This is a genomic window from Shimia sp. MIT910701 (assembly GCF_047126315.1).
In the GTDB taxonomy this organism is placed as follows: Bacteria; Pseudomonadota; Alphaproteobacteria; order Rhodobacterales; family Rhodobacteraceae; genus Shimia.
This window is the reverse complement of record NZ_CP138953.1, coordinates 2,900,659-2,918,356: the sequence shown is the minus strand read 5'-3', so window position 1 is coordinate 2,918,356 and position 17,698 is coordinate 2,900,659. Positions and strand designations below refer to the sequence as shown.

Here is a 17,698-nt window from a genome sequence, read left to right as displayed (position 1 = left end):
CCTTAACGTGTCAGAATAAGCTTGCTGCCGGTGATGGTGATCTGATCGAAGAGTTGGAGATAGCTCATGCCCAGGAGTGACTGACCCATCTCACCCTCGTTGACGCTGGCCCGGACATTTGTGTCGACGTAGTCCCCCAAAGCCACTTCCTCCAACCGCACCGGCGCGATGCGCACTTCGCCATTGGCGGTCATGGCGCGGCCAAAGTAGGGCAGGTTGTCTGGGTCCAGACCGGCGCGGCGGGCATCCGCTTGGGTCAGAACCACGTCAGTGGCACCGGTGTCGACTACAAAATTCACCTCCGCACCGTTCACGGACAGTGTGGCATAGTAGTGGCCGTCATTGCTACGTGGGATTTCGATGCGGCCTTCGTCGGCCAAAACCACCTGAGTGGGGGTAACGGTGCTGCGGATGTCTTCCCACATGCCAACTGCGGCGATGGCGCCGAGAAAGATCAGCGCCCAAATGGCGCCGTAACGCAACGTTTGGCCAAGGTTGATGCGACCGGAGCCTATGGTCCAGATCAAAACCATAACCAGCAAAAGCAGCAGGTAGGCGAGGTTTCCGAAGGAGACGTCTTCCATGGGGTTAGCCTGCAAATCCGAAGTTTTTGAGCCCGTCCAGAATGAACTGCACCGCCAGGGCCGCCAGCAACATGCCCAGCAAGCGGGTGATGACAGTGATGCCTGTGCGGCCCAACAGGCGCTCCAACGCGCTGGCTGTCAGGAACAGTGTGAAGACAATGGCCAAGACGAGCGCCGCCACGGCGAGGACCGAGAGAGTGGTCTGAATGCCGGTGTCTTGGCCCGCGAGCAGAATGACCGATGTGATGGCGCCGGGACCGGACAGCAGCGGAATGGCGAGCGGGAAAATCGATGGATCTGGATAGTCTTCCTCGGCTTCTTCCGCCTGATCTTCGCGGCGTTTGGTGCGGCGTTCAAACAGCATGTCCAAAGCGGTCAGGAACAACAAAATGCCGCCAGCAATGCGGAAGGCAGGCATGGAAATGCCGATGCCGCCAAGCACCGCTTCGCCCAAAAAGGCAAAGATCGACAGGATGACAAAAGCAGTCACACAAGCGCGGATGGCGATTTTGCGGCGTTCCCGTTGCGGTACACCCTGAGTGAGGGACACAAAGATCGGGAACAGCCCGATAGGGTCGATGATCACAAAAAGCGTTACAAAAGCCGTGATGAAGGCGGCGCTGTCCATGGTGGTTTTTAGCTCCAGTCAGTGGTGAAACAAACGCTACGCTCAGGCTTCTGCTTTTTCCAGCTTTTCCAGTGCCTTCATCCAAAGATCTTCGGCGCGGTCCTGGGCATCCCGGACTTCGGCGTATTTCTTTTGCCAAACTTCCATCTCGCCGAGCTTCTCGTCTTCGTAGAGCGTCGGATCGGCCAGCTTCTTGGCCAGCTTGTCCGCCATATCATTGAGCTTCTCGACGCGCTGTTCGGATTTGCGCACCTCCGCCCGCAGCGCGAGGATGTCATCTCGGCTGGCGCGTTTGGGGGTTGGCTTGGCTTTTGGCTTGGAACTGACTGGCTTGTCGGCGGTGAGCAGCAGCTTTCGGTAGGCCTGTAGGTCTTCTTCATACGGCTTCACCGTTCCGTCTTTGACCAGCCACAGGCGATCCGCCACCAAAGTCAGCAGGTGCATGTCGTGGCTGACCAAAATCACGGCACCGGAATAGGCGGTGAGGGCCTCGACCAGCGCTTCACGGCTTTCGATGTCGAGGTGGTTGGTGGGTTCGTCGAGGATCAAAAGATGCGGCGCATCCAAGGTGGCCAGCAGGAGCGACAGGCGCGCTTTCTGACCTCCGGACAGGCGACCCACTTCGGTTTCCGCCTGCGCCGCGCCAAGGCCGAACCCTGCCAGACGTGCCCGCAAACGGGCCTGACCTTCAGCGGGGCGTTCCCGCATCAGGTGCTGGATCGGGGTTTCGTCGACGTAGAGCTCATCCACCTGGTGCTGGGCAAAGAAGCCGATGCGCAGTTTGGAGGAGGTTGTGAACTTGCCGCTCATCGGTTCCAAGCGGCTGGACAGCAGCTTCGCCAGCGTCGACTTACCCTGACCGTTTTTGCCCAACAAGGCGATGCGGTCGTCTTGGTCAATGCGCAGGTTCAGTTTATCGAGCACCACCGTATCACCATAGCCGGTCGAGCCACCTTCGATGGCGATGATGGGTGGCGACAGCTCTTCGGGCTTGGGAAAAGTGAACACCACACGGGCCGCATCTTCAGGCGCGGTGATCGGTGTCATTTTCTCCAACATCTTTACACGGCTTTGGGCCTGTTTGGCTTTGGACGCCTTGGCCTTGAAACGATCCACAAAGGCTTGCAAGTGCTCGCGTTGCGCCTGTTGTTTCTTGGCCGCCGCGGCCTGCACTGCACGCTGCTCCGCGCGTTGTTTGGCAAACTGATCGTAGGTGCCGGTGTAGTAGGCCAGCTTGCGCTCATCCAAATGCAGGATCGCGCCGACGGAGCGGTTGAGCAACTCGCGGTCATGCGAGATGATCAGCACGGTGTGCGGGTATTTGACCAGATAGTTCTCCAGCCACAGCGCGCCCTCGAGGTCGAGGTAGTTGGTGGGTTCGTCCAGCAGCAGGTAATCCGGCTGTGAGAACAGCACTGCCGCCAGAGCCACGCGCATGCGCCAGCCGCCGGAATAGGCAGAGCAGGGCAGTTGTTGATCCTCATGGTCAAAGCCCAGGCCTTTGAGGATGGAGGCGGCGCGGGCCTCGGCACTCCAGGCGTCGATGTCGCTCAGACGGGTCTGGATCTCCGCGATGCGATTGGAATCAGTGGCGGTTTCAGACTCGGCCAGCAAGGCCGCCCGTTCGGTGTCGGCCGCCAGAACCGTGTCGATCAGCGAAACGTCGTTGGAGGGTACCTCCTGCGCAACGCCGCCGATGCGGGCGCGCTGGGGCAGGGTGATGCCGCCGCCTTCCAAGGACAACTCTCCACGGATCAGGCGAAAAAGTGTGGTTTTGCCTGCGCCATTGCGGCCAATCAAACCCACTTTGTGGCCTGTGGGAATGGTTGCGGAAGCGCCCTCAAACAAGGGGCGGCCTTCGACGGAATAGGAGATGTCTGAAATCTTAAGCATGGGGCGGGTTTGGCGCAGTATTGCGACGGCGTCAATCATCGCTTTTCAAGTCCGCAAACCCGTGGTATCGGAGCGCCAATTCGAATGCTGGCCAGACGTGGTGTCTGGCCCTCACTTTAATGGAGATACAGACATGGCTCTGGAACGCACCTTCTCGATCATCAAACCTGATGCCACCCGCCGCAACCTGACCGGCGCAATCAACGCCAAGTTCGAAGAAGCTGGCCTGCGCATCGTTGCACAGAAGCGCATCCACCTGACCAAAGAGCAAGCGGGCGTTTTCTATGCGGTACACGCTGAGCGTCCATTCTACGACGAACTGTGCGAATTCATGGCGTCTGCGCCAATCGTTGCACAGGTTCTGGAAGGTGAAGGCGCGATCGCGAAAAACCGCGAAGTTATGGGCGCAACCAACCCAGCAGACGCGGCAGCCGGCACCATCCGCGCCGAGTTCGCAGAATCTGTTGGCGAAAACTCTGTACACGGTTCTGACGCACCAGAAACCGCAGCGGTTGAAATCGCATACTTCTTCTCCGGTCTGGAGCTGGTGGGCTAAGCCTACCGGTTTTACCGAGAACGACATGGAAACGCGGGAGGGCAACCTCTCGCGTTTTTCTTTTGTGGCGATGTTGAGTGAGGGGCCAGCCCCTCACACTCCCCGGGATATTTGGGGAAGGAGAAGGCGGGGTTTAGGCTTAGCGTTTTTCGATCACGCCAATCATGTTCAACGCCGCCTCAAGGTCTGAACGACCTTTGTCATGGGACTTGGCCTTGAGCGCGTCAAAGCGTTTGCGCAGGGCGTCTTTTTCTTTGCCCTTGCAATCGTTCCACGGACGGCCTTGCAGACCCATCACCAGAACATAATAGCCAATGAAATGCGGTTTTGTGCCGGTCTTGAGCAGACGGGCGTAGGTTTCATCCGCGCCCAGTGTGCGGACTTCTTCCGCAGTAAAAATACCGGCGCGGGCGCAGGCCTCTTCATAGGCTGGGCCCAGGTTGCGAATGCTGGAAATTGGCTCTGACATGGCGGCACATTAGACCGCAGGGTCAGGCAGGGGCAAGCGATGCCCACAGCATTTAAACTGCAAATTGCGGCGTGTTTAGATCATTGCCCAATCGCTGAAGATTGGCGTGTTGCTTGGCGCCGGTTTGGACTGTTTTTCCGGCTTACGTGGCTGGTCTTTCTTGGACTGTGACATGGTATGCCTCCTTTGATGTCATGCAGCACACCTCCCTTTCCCAAACGTGGAGATCGCCAGCACATGTAAGAATGATTTTAAGGATCAAGGTGCAGCGGTGATGCCGGAAATGGGGCGTTTTTGTGCGGATCGGTTAAGAGTTGAGGCAAAGGTGATTTGGGTTTGTACGGGTTTGAAAGCGGCTTGAGGTGAGTTGTGGGGGGGGGATTTTTGGCTTGTACTCAAATGGTTACGCCTAACTCCTGATTTCGCGCTCCCAAAGTTCCCACGGTCTATGTGAAGAATACAGGAGGCTAAAGGTTGTTTCTCTTGCACATAGATCGCGTTGATGGCTTTGTTAAACCAACGTGATTTGAAGAGATTTGTTGGCATTTCCACCTCGTGGAGCCCTGTAATTGGGCAGAGTTTTAAAATGCCTCAGCAACAGATTGGACCGGCAAGATGGCCACAAAAGCGGAATTGGAAGCGGAGCTGAAGCAGTTGCGGGCGGAGCTCGCGGCGCGGGATGCTGCGGCTCAAGTCAAGGAAACCTCTGAGGTGGTTGCAGAGCCAGAGATGGATGACGAGTCGCCAAGTTTGGAAGCGGACATCGGAGAGATCCTATCCGAGTTGGAAGAGTTTCCGCACAAGCAGCCTTTGATGTTTGCGCTGGGGGCTTTTGCCGCGGGCTACCTGATTGGCCGGATGAAATAGGAGCAGGACAATGAGCAATCGAATTTCGCGCAATATCTCCATCATCCTGCGGTCCGAAAGATTGATCGCGCAGCGGCATCTGGCGGTGTTGCGACGTCAGACCGGTTTGATGGTGATGGCGCTGGTTGTGGCGGGCATTGGGCTGGTGATGTTGAACGTGGCCGGATTCTTTACGCTGGAAGAGGTGATGACACCGGCTGCAGCAGCCTTGATTGTCGGCGTGGTGAACTTTGTGCTCGCAGGCTTGTTTGTGTCTTTGGCATCGTCCAAGTCCGGCGTCGAGGAAGACATCACAGCGGTCACGGAAGTACGTGACATGGCGATTGAGGACCTGGAAGCGGAGGTGCGTCAGGCGGCGGATGAGGCAAAATCGGCGGTGGACGCGGTGAAGGCCATGGCAGCCAATCCGCTGGGCGGGATCGCGCCAGGTGTTGCCGCTGGAATCGCCAAGGCGGTTGTCAAATCCATGAAATCCAAGGAGTGAGCCAACCGCGTTTGCGGACTGGCTTACAAGGCGACGATTTTGACGTGGTTGCCTTTGGCCGCGAGAGCCACTTTGCCTTCACAGAGACGTAGGGCATCTGCGCCAAAAACCTCGTGCCGCCAACCATGCAGGGCCTGCACGTCGCGGCTGCCGGATGCGAGCGCATCCAGATCGGCGGAAGAGGCGATCAGTTTGGGTGCAACGCTAGAGCTTTCGGTTTTGGCTTTCAGCAGAACACGCAAAAGATCAGCCAGGGCCGGGTTCACCTGCACCTTGTCGTCACGCTTTGGCAGGCGCGGCATCTGATCCTGCGGACACTCTTTGCCAGCTTTGATGGCTGCAAGAATACCATCGGCAATCTCACCTTTGCGCGCCTCGCGCAACAGCAAGCGAGAGCGCCCCAAATCATTCATGTTGGCTGGTTTGGTTGAGGCCAGTTCAACCAGAGCATCATCCTTGAACACCCGGTTGCGCGGGATGTTGCGGCTTTGGGCGTGGGCTTCGCGGAATTTCGCCAACTCGCGCACGATGGCGAGGAATTTTGGCGATGTGGTGCGGGTTTTCACGCGCTTCCAGGCATTCTCCGGATCGATGATGTAGGTCTCCGGGCGGGTCAGAAGCTGTAGCTCTTCCTCTACCCAATGCGCGCGGCCGGTTTCAGCCAGTTTGGCGGAAAGAAACTCGTAAATTTTGCGCAGGTGGGTCACGTCGCCAATGGCGTAGGTTTTCTGCGCATCGGTCAGCGGACGGCGGGACCAGTCGGTGAAGCGGGAACTTTTGTCCAGGCTCTGCTTGGCAATTTTGCGCACCAAAGTCTCGTAACCTGCTTGCTCGCCAAAGCCGCAGACCATGGCGGCAACTTGTGTGTCAAATAGAGGATCTGGGAACACACCCGCTTCGACAAAGAAGATCTCCAAATCCTGACGGGCCGCGTGGAACACTTTCACAACATTGGTGTCGCGGAAGAGCTCATACATCGGCTCCAGCGACATGCCGTCTACCAGCGGATCGACCAGCACAGCGTTATCCGTGCCATCGCCGGGCATCGCCATCTGCACCAAGCAGAGTTTGGAATAGTAGGTACGCTCGCGCAGGAATTCCGTGTCGATGGTCACATAAGGCTCTTTGCGCGCCATTTCACAGAATTGCGCGAGCTCTTCGGTCGTCGTGAGGGTTTTCATATGCAGCGTGTCTTCTTAGTGTGTTCTGTAAAGCTGTGGATAACAGCACTACGCACAAACGTAGAGGAAAGCAATTGATCCACTCTTAAAGAGTGATCGGTGTGGTATTTCCTGCCGCAAATTGGCGCAGAACCGCTGGGTAGAGTTTGTGTTCCTGTACCAAAACGCGCGCGGCCAGGTCGTCAGGCGTGTCGCCAGCCTCAACCGGCACGCGGGCTTGGCCAAGGATTGGACCGTCATCCAGTGCAGGAGTGACGAGGTGCACCGTGCAGCCATGCTCTTTGTCGCCAGCTTCCAATGCCCGAGCATGGGTGTGCAGACCTTTGTATTTCGGCAGTAGCGACGGGTGGATGTTGAGCATCCGGCCTTCCCACGGCGCCACAAAGCCTTCTGTTAGAACACGCATAAAGCCAGCGAGGCACAGGATGTCCGGTTGGACTTTGTCGAGTTCCGCCTGAAGCGCGGCCTCAAACGCTGGACGGTCGCCTTTGAAGGGGCGGTGATCGACTGACACGGTTTTCACGCCCATGGCTTCAGCTTTGGCCAAGCCACCCGCGTCGGCGCTGTTGGCCAGCACCAAAACGGGTTCGGCGGCGTGGCCGGGCAATGCCATGTCTTCGAGCAGGCGGACCATGTTGGAGCCGCCGCCCGAAATGAAAATCGCGACGCGTTTCTTCACAGGAGGGACCCTGTGTAGGAAACGCCTCCACCGGCTTGCACAGTGCCGAGCGTGTAGACGGTCTCGCCTTGCTCTTTCAGCAGCGCGGTGAGGGCCTCTGCTTGGTCGGCTTCAACCGACAGGATCATGCCAACGCCACAGTTGAAGGTTTTGAGAATTTCGGCCTCTTCCATTCCGCCGGTCTTGGCGAGCCATTGGAACACGGGAGGCAGTTCCCAGGCGTCGAGATCGATGTTGCCGGACAGGCCTTCCGGCAGCACACGGGGGAGGTTTTCGGTCAGGCCACCACCGGTGATGTGGGCCAATGCGTGCACGCCACCCGCGCGGACCGCCGCGAGACATTGCTTCACATACAGACGAGTCGGGGCCAGAAGCGCCGCGCCGAGAGTTTGACTGTCGTCCCACGGGCAGGTGTCGTCCCACTTCAGACCAGAAACTTCGACCAGCTTGCGTACGAGGCTGTAGCCGTTGGAGTGTACACCGTTGGAGGCCAGCCCCAGAAGGACGTCGCCTTCTTTCACACCTGCGGGAAGGTCTGCGCCGCGCTCCATGGCGCCCACAGAGAAACCTGCGAGGTCAAAATCGCCTGCCTCATACATGCCGGGCATTTCGGCGGTTTCGCCGCCGATCAGGGCACAGCCGGATTGGTAACAGCCTTCGGCGATGCCTTCGATGATCCGAGCGGCGGTTTCGGTTTCCAGTTTTCCGGTGGCAAAATAGTCGAGGAAGAAGAGGGGTTCAGCACCTTGGCAGACTAGATCATTCACACACATGGCCACGAGGTCGATGCCGACGCCGTCCACGTTGCCGGTGTCGATGGCAATGCGCAGCTTGGTGCCCACGCCGTCAGTGGCGCCGACGAGGATTGGATCGGTGTAGCCCGCGTCCTTGAGATCAAACAAGGCGCCAAAGCCACCCAGACCTGCCATCACGCCGGAGCGTGTGGTACGTTTGGCGGCGGGTTTGATGCGCTCCACCAATGCGTTGCCTGCGTCAATGTCCACACCTGCATCCGCGTAGGTGATGCCGTTTTTGCCGTCGCTCATGGGGTATGTCCTTACAATCCGATGCTTGGCGTGGTCCTTACTGCATTGGCTCGGCGATTGGAACAGGGGAATGCACCGCCTGCGTCAACAGGCGGTGCAAGTGCAGCATCACGCGCCGTATTGCCATGGGGCAGGCTGATACGCATAGCCGTCTGCGGATTTGCGCACCTTACCGAGGCCCGGGAAATCGAGGTGTGAGCCCGTAACCAACAGGTTATCAGCTACGGCCCGATCAAACATGCCAAGACGGGTGTCCACCGTTTGAGCAGCGTCGGTGTCAAAGGCGATGGTGAGGTTCGGGTTGTCAAACTGCAGCGCGGTCATATGAACCAGATCGCCCCAGAACAGGAGCTGCTCGTTGCTGGACTGCAGCAGATACCCTGCGTGACCGGGTGTATGGCCAGGCAAAGGCAAGCTGGTCAGGCCTGGCAAGATGTCCTGTTCGCCGTTGTGGAGGATCATCCGGTCCGCATAGGGTGCGACCGTGTTACGGGCAATTTGGAAGAACCCGCGCGAGCTTTCCGGCACGCTCGCCATAATCGCATCGTCATGCCAGAAGCCATATTCAGTTTGCCCAACTGCGATCTGCGCATTGGCGAAAACAGCCTGACCCTTGGCGTCAATCAACCCGCCGGAATGATCCGGGTGAATGTGGGTCAGCGCGACCATATCAATGGAGTCGGCACTGACGTTGATTGCGTTCAGGGCCTTGTTAAGATCACCCAGAGTTTCGCCAAGAAAAGAGCTGGTTCCCGCATCGATCAAAACGCGACGCCCGCCAACTTCCACCAGAAACGCATTGACCGGAATGCGCACGCCGCCCGGGTAGAGTTTCTGCTGAGATTTTTCCAGCGCAGCGCTGACATTAGCCTCATCAAAACCGGGAATCATTGCCGGAGCTGCGTCCAGATATCCGTCGAGCAATGCGGTCACTGTTGCATCCCCCACGGTGAAGCGATACGTGCCCTGGAACGGTTTTTCAATGGTTTTCGAGGCCGCGACTGGCGCGGGGACAGCAGCAACGGCAGGGGCTGCGGCCGCGGTGAACAGGAAGTTTCTACGGGTCATAGACATAAGGGTCTCCAATATCCCTGAAGCAAATTTTTGAGCCAGACTGTGCTGGTTTCGGATATCTAGGCTTGATAATTAGGCCGCAGTACCGATGTGATGGTGATACAGGGCATAAGGAGCGCTTATAGCATGGACCGGATGGGACTAATGGAGACCTTTGTGAGTGCGCTTGCGGAGGGCAGCCTCTCTGGTGCGGGGCAGCAGCGCGGCATTTCGCAATCTGCCGCCAGTCAGCAAATTCGCCAGTTGGAAACCCACATTGGGCAACAGCTCTTGCATCGCTCTCCTCAAGGGGTGTCTGCCACGCGCGCGGGAGTGTTGGTGCAGGAGCATGCACAAAAGCTTTTAGAACGCTACGAGTTGATGTTGGCCGAATTGGAGGCATTAGACGGCGATGTGGCCGGCACCATACGGATCAACACAGGTAATTTTCTGGGGCGTGTGGTGTTTGGGCCAGTGCTGATTGAACTCGGCAAAGCGCATCCGGATTTAGACATCGTTCTGCGTATGGAAGATCGCTTGGTGGACGTGGTGCGCGAAGGCTATGACCTTGCCATTCGTGCCGGGCGCTTGGGCGACACCTCTGGATTTGGACGCAAGATCGCGTCTTTAGAGACAGTGTTTTTTGCCACACCAAGTTACTTAGACAAACACGGTCGCCCGGAAACGCCGGACGATATGAAGCGTTTGAAGTTTATCCAGCACCACGAGGACAAGACAGCTGGCTTTTTTGATGTTAGGCATGAGGGACAATCCTATCAGGCACCCATTCGCGTGGGATTTACTGCGGATGATCCTGAAATCATACTAAAGGCCGTGGCCACAGGAATGGGCTACACCCGCGCGGCGCGCATGCTGATACAAAAGGAACTGGACGAAGGGGTCTACGAAGTGGTGCTTCCCGAGTATCAAGCACCGAGTAAAGACGTTTTTGCGATTTCGCCAACCAAGACCATACCGGGCTCAAAAATAGATTTGGTGATCAATGCGTTTGTCGACAAATTGGCTGCGCTGCGCCGCCAAGCGGATATCAAACTGGTGGCAGACAAACTGACCGCTTGACGACACCGGCGGCATTTCATAACCAAGCACTTGGCGGGCCTGTAGCTCAATTGGTTAGAGCAGAGCGCTCATAACGCTTTGGTTGCGGGTTCAAGTCCTGCCGGGCCTACCAAAATCCGCCAAAATCATTCAGTTTCAGAAGCTTGGATTGCAAACTTAGCGTGCGCGTCGGTCGATGCTGTTGGTCAAGGCCTTAACGCGAACGGTGCGCACGCCTGCCATTTCCTGATCGGTCAGGACCACAGCTGTGGTCACTTCACGGGTTTGGTCGGACCCACCAACTACGGGTTCAATTGGCGGGCGCCCCAAGAGCTCCAGCGTCAGCACACCGCCATCCAACGCGCCGGTTTCAGGCAGAATCAAACGCACGTCTGACGTGCCATGTACTGAAGAAACGCCTATCGCCATGATCAGGCGCCCTTCAGTGACGCGGTGCACTTCGACAGAAGTCACCTTATCGATTGGTAGGCCACGATAATCCTGCTCTTCCTGGGTAGTGAAGAACGACCGGCCGTCTTCGGTTTGTTCAGGAATCAGGGGGTTCACATCCGCAGCGGCAGCTGCCCCGTCGGTGTCCCACCAGTTGGCTGGGTTCCAGCGCGATTGACAGGCGGACAACGCCAGAGTGGCGGTCAACAAAAGTACGACAGGTGTGCGCATCGATAGGCCTCATTCTTTGCCCCATGGGTTAACCTATTCGTATCGCCTTGAAAAGCTTCTGATGCGGCTGGGGGTGAGGGGCTGGACCTTTTTGATTGTGCGGCATAGGTGAGAAGGCACCGTTTGAAGTTGTAGGAGTGATCCCACCATGGCAGCCGAGGCCTTTGAAGATATCGTCGAGGACTTTGAGTTCATCGAGGATTGGGAAGACCGCTATCGCTATGTGATCGAGCAGGGTAAAGACATGCCGGTGCTGGATGAGGCGCTGCGGGTGCCTGCGACCAAGGTGGATGGTTGTGCCAGTCAGGTGTGGTTGCATCCGACCATTGAGGGCGGCGTGTTCCACTTTGACGGCGCCAGCGACGCAATGATTGTCAGCGGGCTGATTGCGGTGTTGCGCAAGCTTTACAACGGCTTGAGCCTTGCCGAGGTAATTGCCGTCGATGCACGAGCCGAATTGGAGCGGTTGGGACTCAACGAACATCTGTCGTCACAGCGCTCTAACGGTTTGCGGGCGATGATCCAGCGGATTCGTCTGGTCGCCACAGAGGCCGCTTAAAACACCTTTTGGGCAGTGCTCCGGCGGGTGTTTTTTAGGAACCGACTGAAGCTTGGCCGCGGAAATAGGCGAGAACGTAGAGGCGTATCGCCGTGGCAAGCCCGGCGTCCAGATCGCGCTCCGCATCGATTTGCGCGGCAAGCGCATTGATTGGGATGTTTTTTTCTTCCGCAATGTCGCGAAAGGCGCGCCAGAAATCATCCTCTAAGGACACGCTAGTGCGGTGACCACGCAGCGTGAGAGAGCGCTTGATTGGCCGGCTCATTCGCGTTCTTTTCCGTCCAGATCCCGGCGGGTTTTCTCTGCCTGCGAACCTTCCAGTTTTTTCTGAGCTTTGGTTCGGCCAAATTTCACGGCGTTTTGATCTGCCTGCGCTTTTTCGTCAGCGCGGGCTTTGGCTTTGCGGAACTTGTTGAGATTCACCACACTCATGTCTGCAGGTTACTTGCAAAACGTGAGATTGCCCAGACAGTCCATGTTTAAGAGAAGATGGCCTCGGCCTCGCAGGTGGTGATCTCGTCAATCACCATGGCGAACACCGGCGTCGTGGCCAGGGACAGTCCACCCATAATCAGGATGAGGATCAGGTGGAGGGGACGGATGCTCTGTTTTTTCATGGCAGTTACCTAGGGTGGCTGTTGTTGAATTTCAAACGCTTGGCCATGATTTTTCCGTCGAAAAAAGTAAAGGCGGCTCAGGGTTGAGCCGCCTTTGAATTGTTTTTGCTGTCAGAGATCAGTCTTTGGGGCCAATCATCTGCTCTGGGCGCACAACCGCATCAAAAGTCGCTTCATCGACAAAGCCAAGCGCGATGGCTTCTTCCTTCAGCGTGGTGCCGTTTTTGTGGGCGGTCTTGGCCACGGTGGTCGCGTTGTCATAGCCAATGGTTGGGGCCAAAGCTGTCACCAGCATCAGGCTTTCTTTCATCAGCTTGTCGATGCGTGGCTCGTTGGCTTTGATGCCGTTTAGCATACGCTCAGTGAAGCTGTCCGCCACATCGCCCAAAAGCTGCATGGATTGCAGCAGGTTGTAGGACATCATCGGGTTGTAGACGTTCAGCTCGAAGTGCCCTTGAGAGCCAGCAAAGGTCATGGCGGCGTTGTTGCCCATGACGTGGGCGGCGACTTGGGTCATCGCTTCGGCCTGGGTTGGGTTCACTTTGCCTGGCATGATCGAGGAGCCTGGCTCGTTTTCCGGCAGGATCAATTCGCCCAAACCGGAGCGCGGGCCGGAGCCCAGGAAGCGGATGTCGTTGGCGATTTTGTACATCGCGCCCGCTACAGTGGCCAAAGCGCCGGACATGAAGACCATGGCGTCATGCGCTGCAAGCGCTTCGAATTTGTTTGGCGCAGTGACGAAGGGCAGGCCGGTGATCTCGGCCATATGACCTGCCACGGCTTCACCCCAACCCGGTTGGGTGTTCAGGCCGGTGCCCACCGCGGTGCCACCTTGTGCCAGTTCATAGATACCTGGCAGAGCTGCCTCGACACGGGCGATGCCCTGACGGATCTGGTGTGCATAACCACCGAATTCCTGGCCCAAAGTTAGCGGGGTCGCATCCTGGGTGTGGGTCCGGCCGATCTTGATGATGTCTTTGAACTCTTCGGACTTTGCTTCCAGACCCTCTGCCAGCTTGTTCAAGCCCGGCAGAAGTACGTCGCGCACTGTCATCGCGGCGGCGATGTGCATGGCGGTTGGGAAGGTGTCGTTGGAGGACTGGCCCATGTTGCAGTGATCGTTAGGGTGCACTGGGTCTTTGGAGCCAATCATACCGCCGAGGATTTCGATTGCGCGGTTTGCGATCACCTCGTTGGAGTTCATGTTGGACTGGGTACCGGAGCCGGTTTGCCAAACCACCAATGGGAAGTTGTCGTCAAACTTACCGGCAACAACTTCGGACGCAGCCTGAATGACGGCGTCCGCGATTTTCGCGTCTATCTTGCCGGTGGCTTTGTTCTGCATGGCGCAAGCCTGCTTGATCACGCCAAGCGCGCGCACGATGGCGACGGGCTGCTTTTCCCAACCAATTGGGAAGTTCATGATCGAGCGCTGGGTCTGTGCGCCCCAATACTTGTCGGAAGGGACCTCTAGTGGGCCAAAGCTGTCGGTTTCAGTACGGGTATCTGCCATGACGACCTCCGGTAAAAAATGTCAGGAGTGTCATACCGGAAGTGGGGCAAAGTGCAATACTGTATACCGTGGGATACCGCTAACAAGGCGCGGCAAATCGGCCCTTTATGCCGAGGTTTTGTGTCCAGGTAGGCGTGAAGTCCAAAATGCGGCACGTATGGCCAAAAGGATCACTTACGGAAGCTGTCCAGAGACACCACTTCGGCGTCCTTTCGAGGCTCTTCGACGATCTCTTCGAGGTTGATTTCCTCAGGCAGCTCATCAAGCACGTCTTCGGCTTCGTCCTCGTCCTGGGTTTCAAACCGCAGGCCAAATTCCACCGAGGGGTCCACAAAGGTCTTGATAGAATTGTAAGGAATATAAAGAGGTTCTGGCGCGTCGCCGAAGTTCAACGTCACCGCGAAGCCTTCGTCTGTGACGGTCAGATTGTCATACCAGTGCTGCATCACCACAGTCATTTCGCCGGGGTAGCGGTCCGACAGCCATTCCGCAATTTCAACGTCCGGGTGCTGGGTGTCAAAAGTGATGAAGAAATGGTGCTCGCCGGGCAGGCCGTTCTGTTGAACATCGGCCAAAACCGTCTGAATCAAGCTGCGCATCGCGCGATGCATGAGATTTCCGTAGTCGATGGTCCCGGACATGGCAGTGCTCCGATAGTCTGTTATGTTGACAATAGACCATTGCGCGGGAAACGAAAGATGATCCAGCGCAAAAAGTTGGCCTAAAGCAGACCAATTGTCATCGCGACGACGGTTGAGAGCGCTAGCACAACAAGAAGTGGCAGGCGCAGCTTCAGCATCGCAAAGATTGCCGCGACGGTCAGGACACCGGCGATGGGATCAAAACTGGCCAGGACGGGCAGGGCGCCGATGGGGCTTGAAGTGGTTTCGGCAAACAGGAGGTTGAGTGTGAACCACAGGCTCAAGTTGGCAATCACACCCAGTACGGCGGCGGAAATCAGGGTGAGTGCAGAGCTGAGGCGTGGGTTAGACAAAATCCGAGAGACGTGCGGCGCGCCGGCAAAAATCCAAAGAAAACAGGGGATAAAGGTGCACCACAGCGCCAGCAGGCCAGCGGTCAGCGCAAGACTGGCCCCGCCCTGAAGTTGGCCAGCCAGCGTGGCGACAAACTGGGTGACGAGGATCAACGGGCCAGGGGTGGTTTCGGCCAAGCCAAGCGCATCCATCATTTGATCGGTGGTGAGCCAGCCGAAGTCCTGCACCACAGCTTGCACCATATAGGCCAGCACAGCGTAAGCGCCGCCAAACGTGACCACGGCCAGTTGCGAAAAGAACAGCGCAATGTCTTTGAGGAAACCACCGGCAGACACTGCAAAGACCACGGGAGCCAGCCAAAGCAGCCCCCAAACAACGACGGCGGTGACAGTTTGCCTCCACGGGTTTGCAACGTGGTTTCGGCTGGTGTCTAAGTCCGGTGTTGCTGACTGCCGGGACAAAACAAATCCCAAAGCCGCAGCCAGGACAATGACGGCCGGAAAGGGCAGGATCGCTGAATACAACGCGGCGAAGCTTGCCAGTGCAACTGCCGCGTTTGTTCTATTTGTCAGTACCTTGCGCGACAAACCTAACAAAGCTTGCACGATGATCGCCACAACCGCGGCTTTGACGCCAAGAAAGGCTGAGGCGACCAATGGGAGGTCGCCAAAAGCGGCGTAGCCTGCAACCAAAGAGAAGATCAAAGCGGCACCGGGCAGCACAAACAGGCTGCCAGCGATAACGCCGCCGAGCGTGCCGCGCAACTTCCAGCCACAGAATGTGGCGAGTTGCATGGCTTCAGGGCCAGGTAAAAGCATACAGAAAGACAGGGCGCCGAGAAATTCTTTCTCTTTCAGCCACCCCGAGCGGTCGACAAGCTCCTGGTGCATCAATCCGATTTGTGCTGCGGGGCCGCCAAAAGACAGGAGGCCGATGCGTCCGAAGACGCGCAGTAAGTCGGAGAAAGAGGGCATCTGCGTCATGGCTCTATGGCTAGCGCACGATACCTCGGATGCAAGGTGTTTTTGGTGGCTTTAGGCGACCTTTTGCCCAGTCAGACACATGGCCATGGTCTGCTCCGGGAGGAAGCCCATTTTCTCGAAAAAGGCAACCAAATCAAAGTTATTATAAGCTTCTACCATGAGCGCGCCTTCAAAACGCACAAAGAGTTGACCAAAGCCGGTGATGCGATCGCCGCTGACCGGGTTGAGAATGCTCATGGTCCAGAGGGCTGCGGCCCAATCGCCGTCCACCATGACCTTCTCCACACAGACAATAGGATCTTCGACCAAGGCCAGATACATGCTTGCCATTTCCCGGAAATCGTCCGGACCCACATCAAAGCCCGGCAAAACGCCTTCGGCTTTACTATCAGGACGGAACATCTCGTCGATGGCGTCCATATCGGCTTCTACCCAAACACGCCGGAACCAATCTTCGATTACTTGCTGTTTATCTACAGACATTTTGAGTGCCTTCCAGTTGTATCCCCAAAGCAGACGCTACGGTCCAAAGAGTAAGCGAAAGGTTAAAAAGAAAGGTCAAATCGTGGCGAAATTGCGATTTTTAACAAATAAAGCAATTTTGACGCCGAAGTATTAATGCCGAGCCTCAAATTAACCATTTTTCGTTGAAAAATTAACGCCTTCCACACCCAATAAGCGACTCGGTTAATTTAATAAGTTTGGGTGGAAAAGTGCAGGATTCTGTTGCCAGGTTCCTGCGGACCCCGCCTGAGGCAGCTAGCGTCAGGACTTAGATTTCGGTGTTAGGCACTGCTTACGCAGCGACTGCTACCGGAGCACGATTGTCATTTGCAATTGTACAGTTTTCGCCGATAACGGTGGCAGACAGCCGAGACAAAGCTAACTTCTTTAGACGTCCGTCGATCCTATTTCGTCCCCATGATCCCCAAATGAAGGATGTTTGGTGGAGACGCCGGGTACCGCCCCCGGGTCCGATCCGTTTATTACAAGCGCGTTTATGTCCATAGTTCCCCAGGGAACACCCCATAGATAGTGGTGTTGCGCGGGGGGTGCAAGCGCCGTTAACCGGTTTTTGGCACGTCTGTAAATTGTCTGTATAGCGACTGTATCGCGGAGGTGGGGTATCTGACGGCCCGGCTGAGGTTACCGGACCGTGCGTTGCGCCCCCAAAGGTTAAGCTGCGTTAACTATGATCCGCGTAGGAGGCGTCCCAGAAATCCCGTTCCAGCTTTACGGCCCGCAGGAAGAGCGCTTCCACTTCACTTTGCGCCTTAGTGGACAGAGTTGGCCACACGGCGTCCAGTTGAGAGCGCAGGTATTCCACGACACCTTCAAAGCCTTCGCCAGCATGCAGCGTGATCCATTCAGCAAAATAGAATGGCAGCTCGTCTTTGGGTGGGTGCACGGGGGTAGCCCAGCTTAAGTAGACCCATTCGGCCACAACCAACACGGCGAGCATCAACTCATAACGACCTGAGGCGGCGGCTTCGGCCATCAACGCGTTGAAGCCTTCGGTGGGCGGGGCAGGTGGCGCGTTTTGCTCTGCGTCACTCATGTCGAGTGCCTCAAAGGAGCGGAAGAAGTAGGTGTTTTCCGGACCGGTCACGAGCGCCAGAAATTGTGCGGCGGGGACCGAGTCGGCCAAAGTGGGTGCATGGGCAATGGCGCTGGCGAGAAGGCGCACAAAGTTGCCGACAAACTGATAGTCCTGCGCCAGATACCAGCGCATTTTTTCCAGGGGCAGGGTGCCCTCTGCCAGTTCGGTACAGAACGGGTGCGTGGTGGCGGCGGTCCAATCGTCACCCGCAAGGGTGCGCAGATGGTCGGTCGGGCGCATGTGAGTCTCCT

The 17,698-nt window shown here is 57.0% G+C and carries 22 protein-coding genes, 1 tRNA gene and 1 other RNA gene; 6 read left to right on the top strand and 18 right to left on the bottom strand.

Annotated features, from left to right (window positions below; translation table 11 throughout):
- Positions 1-2: 2 nt before the first annotated feature.
- The 3 genes from SIB38_RS14140 to SIB38_RS14130 are packed head-to-tail and all read right to left on the bottom strand — an operon-like array spanning position 3 to position 3,105.
- Positions 3-584 carry a TIGR02281 family clan AA aspartic protease gene (locus tag SIB38_RS14140; protein ID WP_294114803.1) on the bottom strand — a complete coding sequence of 194 codons (582 nt, stop codon included), beginning with the start codon at positions 582-584 and terminating at the stop codon, positions 3-5.
- 4 nt (positions 585-588) lie between these two features.
- Positions 589-1,212, bottom strand: coding sequence for a MarC family protein (locus SIB38_RS14135; protein WP_294114801.1), 624 nt, complete (start codon positions 1,210-1,212; stop codon positions 589-591).
- Between the two features lie 42 nt (positions 1,213-1,254).
- Positions 1,255-3,105: an ABC-F family ATP-binding cassette domain-containing protein gene (locus SIB38_RS14130; protein ID WP_412550420.1), complete on the bottom strand. Its 1,851-nt coding sequence runs from the start codon at positions 3,103-3,105 to the stop codon at positions 1,255-1,257.
- A 133-nt stretch (positions 3,106-3,238) separates the two neighbouring features.
- Between SIB38_RS14130 and ndk the strand changes: the two genes are divergently transcribed.
- Positions 3,239-3,661, top strand: a complete 423-nt coding sequence (ndk, locus tag SIB38_RS14125) for a nucleoside-diphosphate kinase (protein WP_294114797.1) — start codon at positions 3,239-3,241, stop codon at positions 3,659-3,661.
- A gap of 139 nt (positions 3,662-3,800) precedes the next feature.
- Here the strand turns inward: ndk and SIB38_RS14120 are convergent, their stop codons facing one another.
- Complete coding sequence (locus tag SIB38_RS14120; RefSeq protein ID WP_294114796.1) at positions 3,801-4,130, bottom strand: TfoX/Sxy family DNA transformation protein; 330 nt, start codon at positions 4,128-4,130, stop codon at positions 3,801-3,803.
- A gap of 615 nt (positions 4,131-4,745) precedes the next feature.
- Between SIB38_RS14120 and SIB38_RS14115 the strand changes: the two genes are divergently transcribed.
- Positions 4,746-4,997: a hypothetical protein gene (locus SIB38_RS14115; RefSeq protein ID WP_294114794.1), complete on the top strand. Its 252-nt coding sequence runs from the start codon at positions 4,746-4,748 to the stop codon at positions 4,995-4,997.
- Positions 4,998-5,007: 10 nt separating this feature from the next.
- Positions 5,008-5,481, top strand: coding sequence for a phage holin family protein (locus tag SIB38_RS14110; RefSeq protein WP_294114792.1), 474 nt, complete (start codon positions 5,008-5,010; stop codon positions 5,479-5,481).
- Positions 5,482-5,504: 23 nt separating this feature from the next.
- Here the strand turns inward: SIB38_RS14110 and rnd are convergent, their stop codons facing one another.
- The 4 genes from rnd to SIB38_RS14090 all read right to left on the bottom strand — a co-directional run bounded on the left by rnd (position 5,505) and on the right by SIB38_RS14090 (position 9,455).
- On the bottom strand, positions 5,505-6,662 hold the full coding sequence (rnd, locus tag SIB38_RS14105) for a ribonuclease D (RefSeq protein ID WP_294114788.1): 1,158 nt from the start codon (positions 6,660-6,662) through the stop codon (positions 5,505-5,507).
- 85 nt (positions 6,663-6,747) lie between these two features.
- Positions 6,748-7,341 (bottom strand): phosphoribosylglycinamide formyltransferase, encoded by a 594-nt coding sequence (gene purN, locus SIB38_RS14100; protein WP_294114785.1) that lies wholly within the window; start codon positions 7,339-7,341, stop codon positions 6,748-6,750.
- Positions 7,338-8,387 carry a phosphoribosylformylglycinamidine cyclo-ligase gene (purM, locus tag SIB38_RS14095; RefSeq protein ID WP_412550419.1) on the bottom strand — a complete coding sequence of 350 codons (1,050 nt, stop codon included), beginning with the start codon at positions 8,385-8,387 and terminating at the stop codon, positions 7,338-7,340. The genes purN and purM overlap by 4 nt, the downstream gene beginning before the upstream one ends.
- A gap of 108 nt (positions 8,388-8,495) precedes the next feature.
- Complete coding sequence (locus SIB38_RS14090; protein WP_412550418.1) at positions 8,496-9,455, bottom strand: MBL fold metallo-hydrolase; 960 nt, start codon at positions 9,453-9,455, stop codon at positions 8,496-8,498.
- Positions 9,456-9,587: 132 nt separating this feature from the next.
- Between SIB38_RS14090 and SIB38_RS14085 the strand changes: the two genes are divergently transcribed.
- Complete coding sequence (locus SIB38_RS14085; RefSeq protein ID WP_412550417.1) at positions 9,588-10,520, top strand: LysR family transcriptional regulator; 933 nt, start codon at positions 9,588-9,590, stop codon at positions 10,518-10,520.
- Between the two features lie 35 nt (positions 10,521-10,555).
- A tRNA-Ile gene (locus tag SIB38_RS14080) sits at positions 10,556-10,632 on the top strand.
- A gap of 44 nt (positions 10,633-10,676) precedes the next feature.
- On the opposite strand, the gene SIB38_RS14075 is transcribed toward SIB38_RS14080, so the two are convergent.
- On the bottom strand, positions 10,677-11,180 hold the full coding sequence (locus tag SIB38_RS14075; protein WP_294114775.1) for a hypothetical protein: 504 nt from the start codon (positions 11,178-11,180) through the stop codon (positions 10,677-10,679).
- A gap of 148 nt (positions 11,181-11,328) precedes the next feature.
- On the opposite strand from SIB38_RS14075, the gene SIB38_RS14070 reads away from it, so the two are divergent.
- Complete coding sequence (locus SIB38_RS14070) at positions 11,329-11,739, top strand: SufE family protein (RefSeq protein ID WP_294114773.1); 411 nt, start codon at positions 11,329-11,331, stop codon at positions 11,737-11,739.
- Positions 11,740-11,773: 34 nt separating this feature from the next.
- On the opposite strand, the gene SIB38_RS14065 is transcribed toward SIB38_RS14070, so the two are convergent.
- From SIB38_RS14065 to SIB38_RS14025, 9 genes are all read right to left on the bottom strand, one after another.
- Positions 11,774-12,004, bottom strand: a complete 231-nt coding sequence (locus SIB38_RS14065; protein ID WP_294114771.1) for a ribbon-helix-helix domain-containing protein — start codon at positions 12,002-12,004, stop codon at positions 11,774-11,776.
- A complete protein-coding gene (locus SIB38_RS14060; protein ID WP_294114769.1) occupies positions 12,001-12,171 on the bottom strand; it encodes a DUF4169 family protein in 171 nt (56 codons plus the stop codon). The genes SIB38_RS14065 and SIB38_RS14060 overlap by 4 nt, the downstream gene beginning before the upstream one ends.
- Before the next feature lie 47 nt (positions 12,172-12,218).
- On the bottom strand, positions 12,219-12,356 hold the full coding sequence (locus SIB38_RS14055) for a hypothetical protein (RefSeq protein ID WP_294114767.1): 138 nt from the start codon (positions 12,354-12,356) through the stop codon (positions 12,219-12,221).
- Positions 12,357-12,474: 118 nt separating this feature from the next.
- Positions 12,475-13,869 (bottom strand): class II fumarate hydratase, encoded by a 1,395-nt coding sequence (gene fumC, locus SIB38_RS14050; protein WP_412550416.1) that lies wholly within the window; start codon positions 13,867-13,869, stop codon positions 12,475-12,477.
- Positions 13,870-14,039: 170 nt separating this feature from the next.
- Positions 14,040-14,510: an SspB family protein gene (locus tag SIB38_RS14045; RefSeq protein ID WP_294114763.1), complete on the bottom strand. Its 471-nt coding sequence runs from the start codon at positions 14,508-14,510 to the stop codon at positions 14,040-14,042.
- 80 nt (positions 14,511-14,590) lie between these two features.
- Positions 14,591-15,847: a chromate efflux transporter gene (gene chrA, locus SIB38_RS14040; protein WP_294114761.1), complete on the bottom strand. Its 1,257-nt coding sequence runs from the start codon at positions 15,845-15,847 to the stop codon at positions 14,591-14,593.
- A 51-nt stretch (positions 15,848-15,898) separates the two neighbouring features.
- Positions 15,899-16,330, bottom strand: a complete 432-nt coding sequence (locus SIB38_RS14035; RefSeq protein ID WP_294114759.1) for an ester cyclase — start codon at positions 16,328-16,330, stop codon at positions 15,899-15,901.
- A 229-nt stretch (positions 16,331-16,559) separates the two neighbouring features.
- Positions 16,560-16,909: a transfer-messenger RNA gene (gene ssrA / locus SIB38_RS14030) on the bottom strand.
- Positions 16,910-17,033: 124 nt separating this feature from the next.
- Positions 17,034-17,687, bottom strand: coding sequence for a TenA family protein (locus SIB38_RS14025; RefSeq protein WP_412550415.1), 654 nt, complete (start codon positions 17,685-17,687; stop codon positions 17,034-17,036).
- Positions 17,688-17,698: the final 11 nt, after the last annotated feature.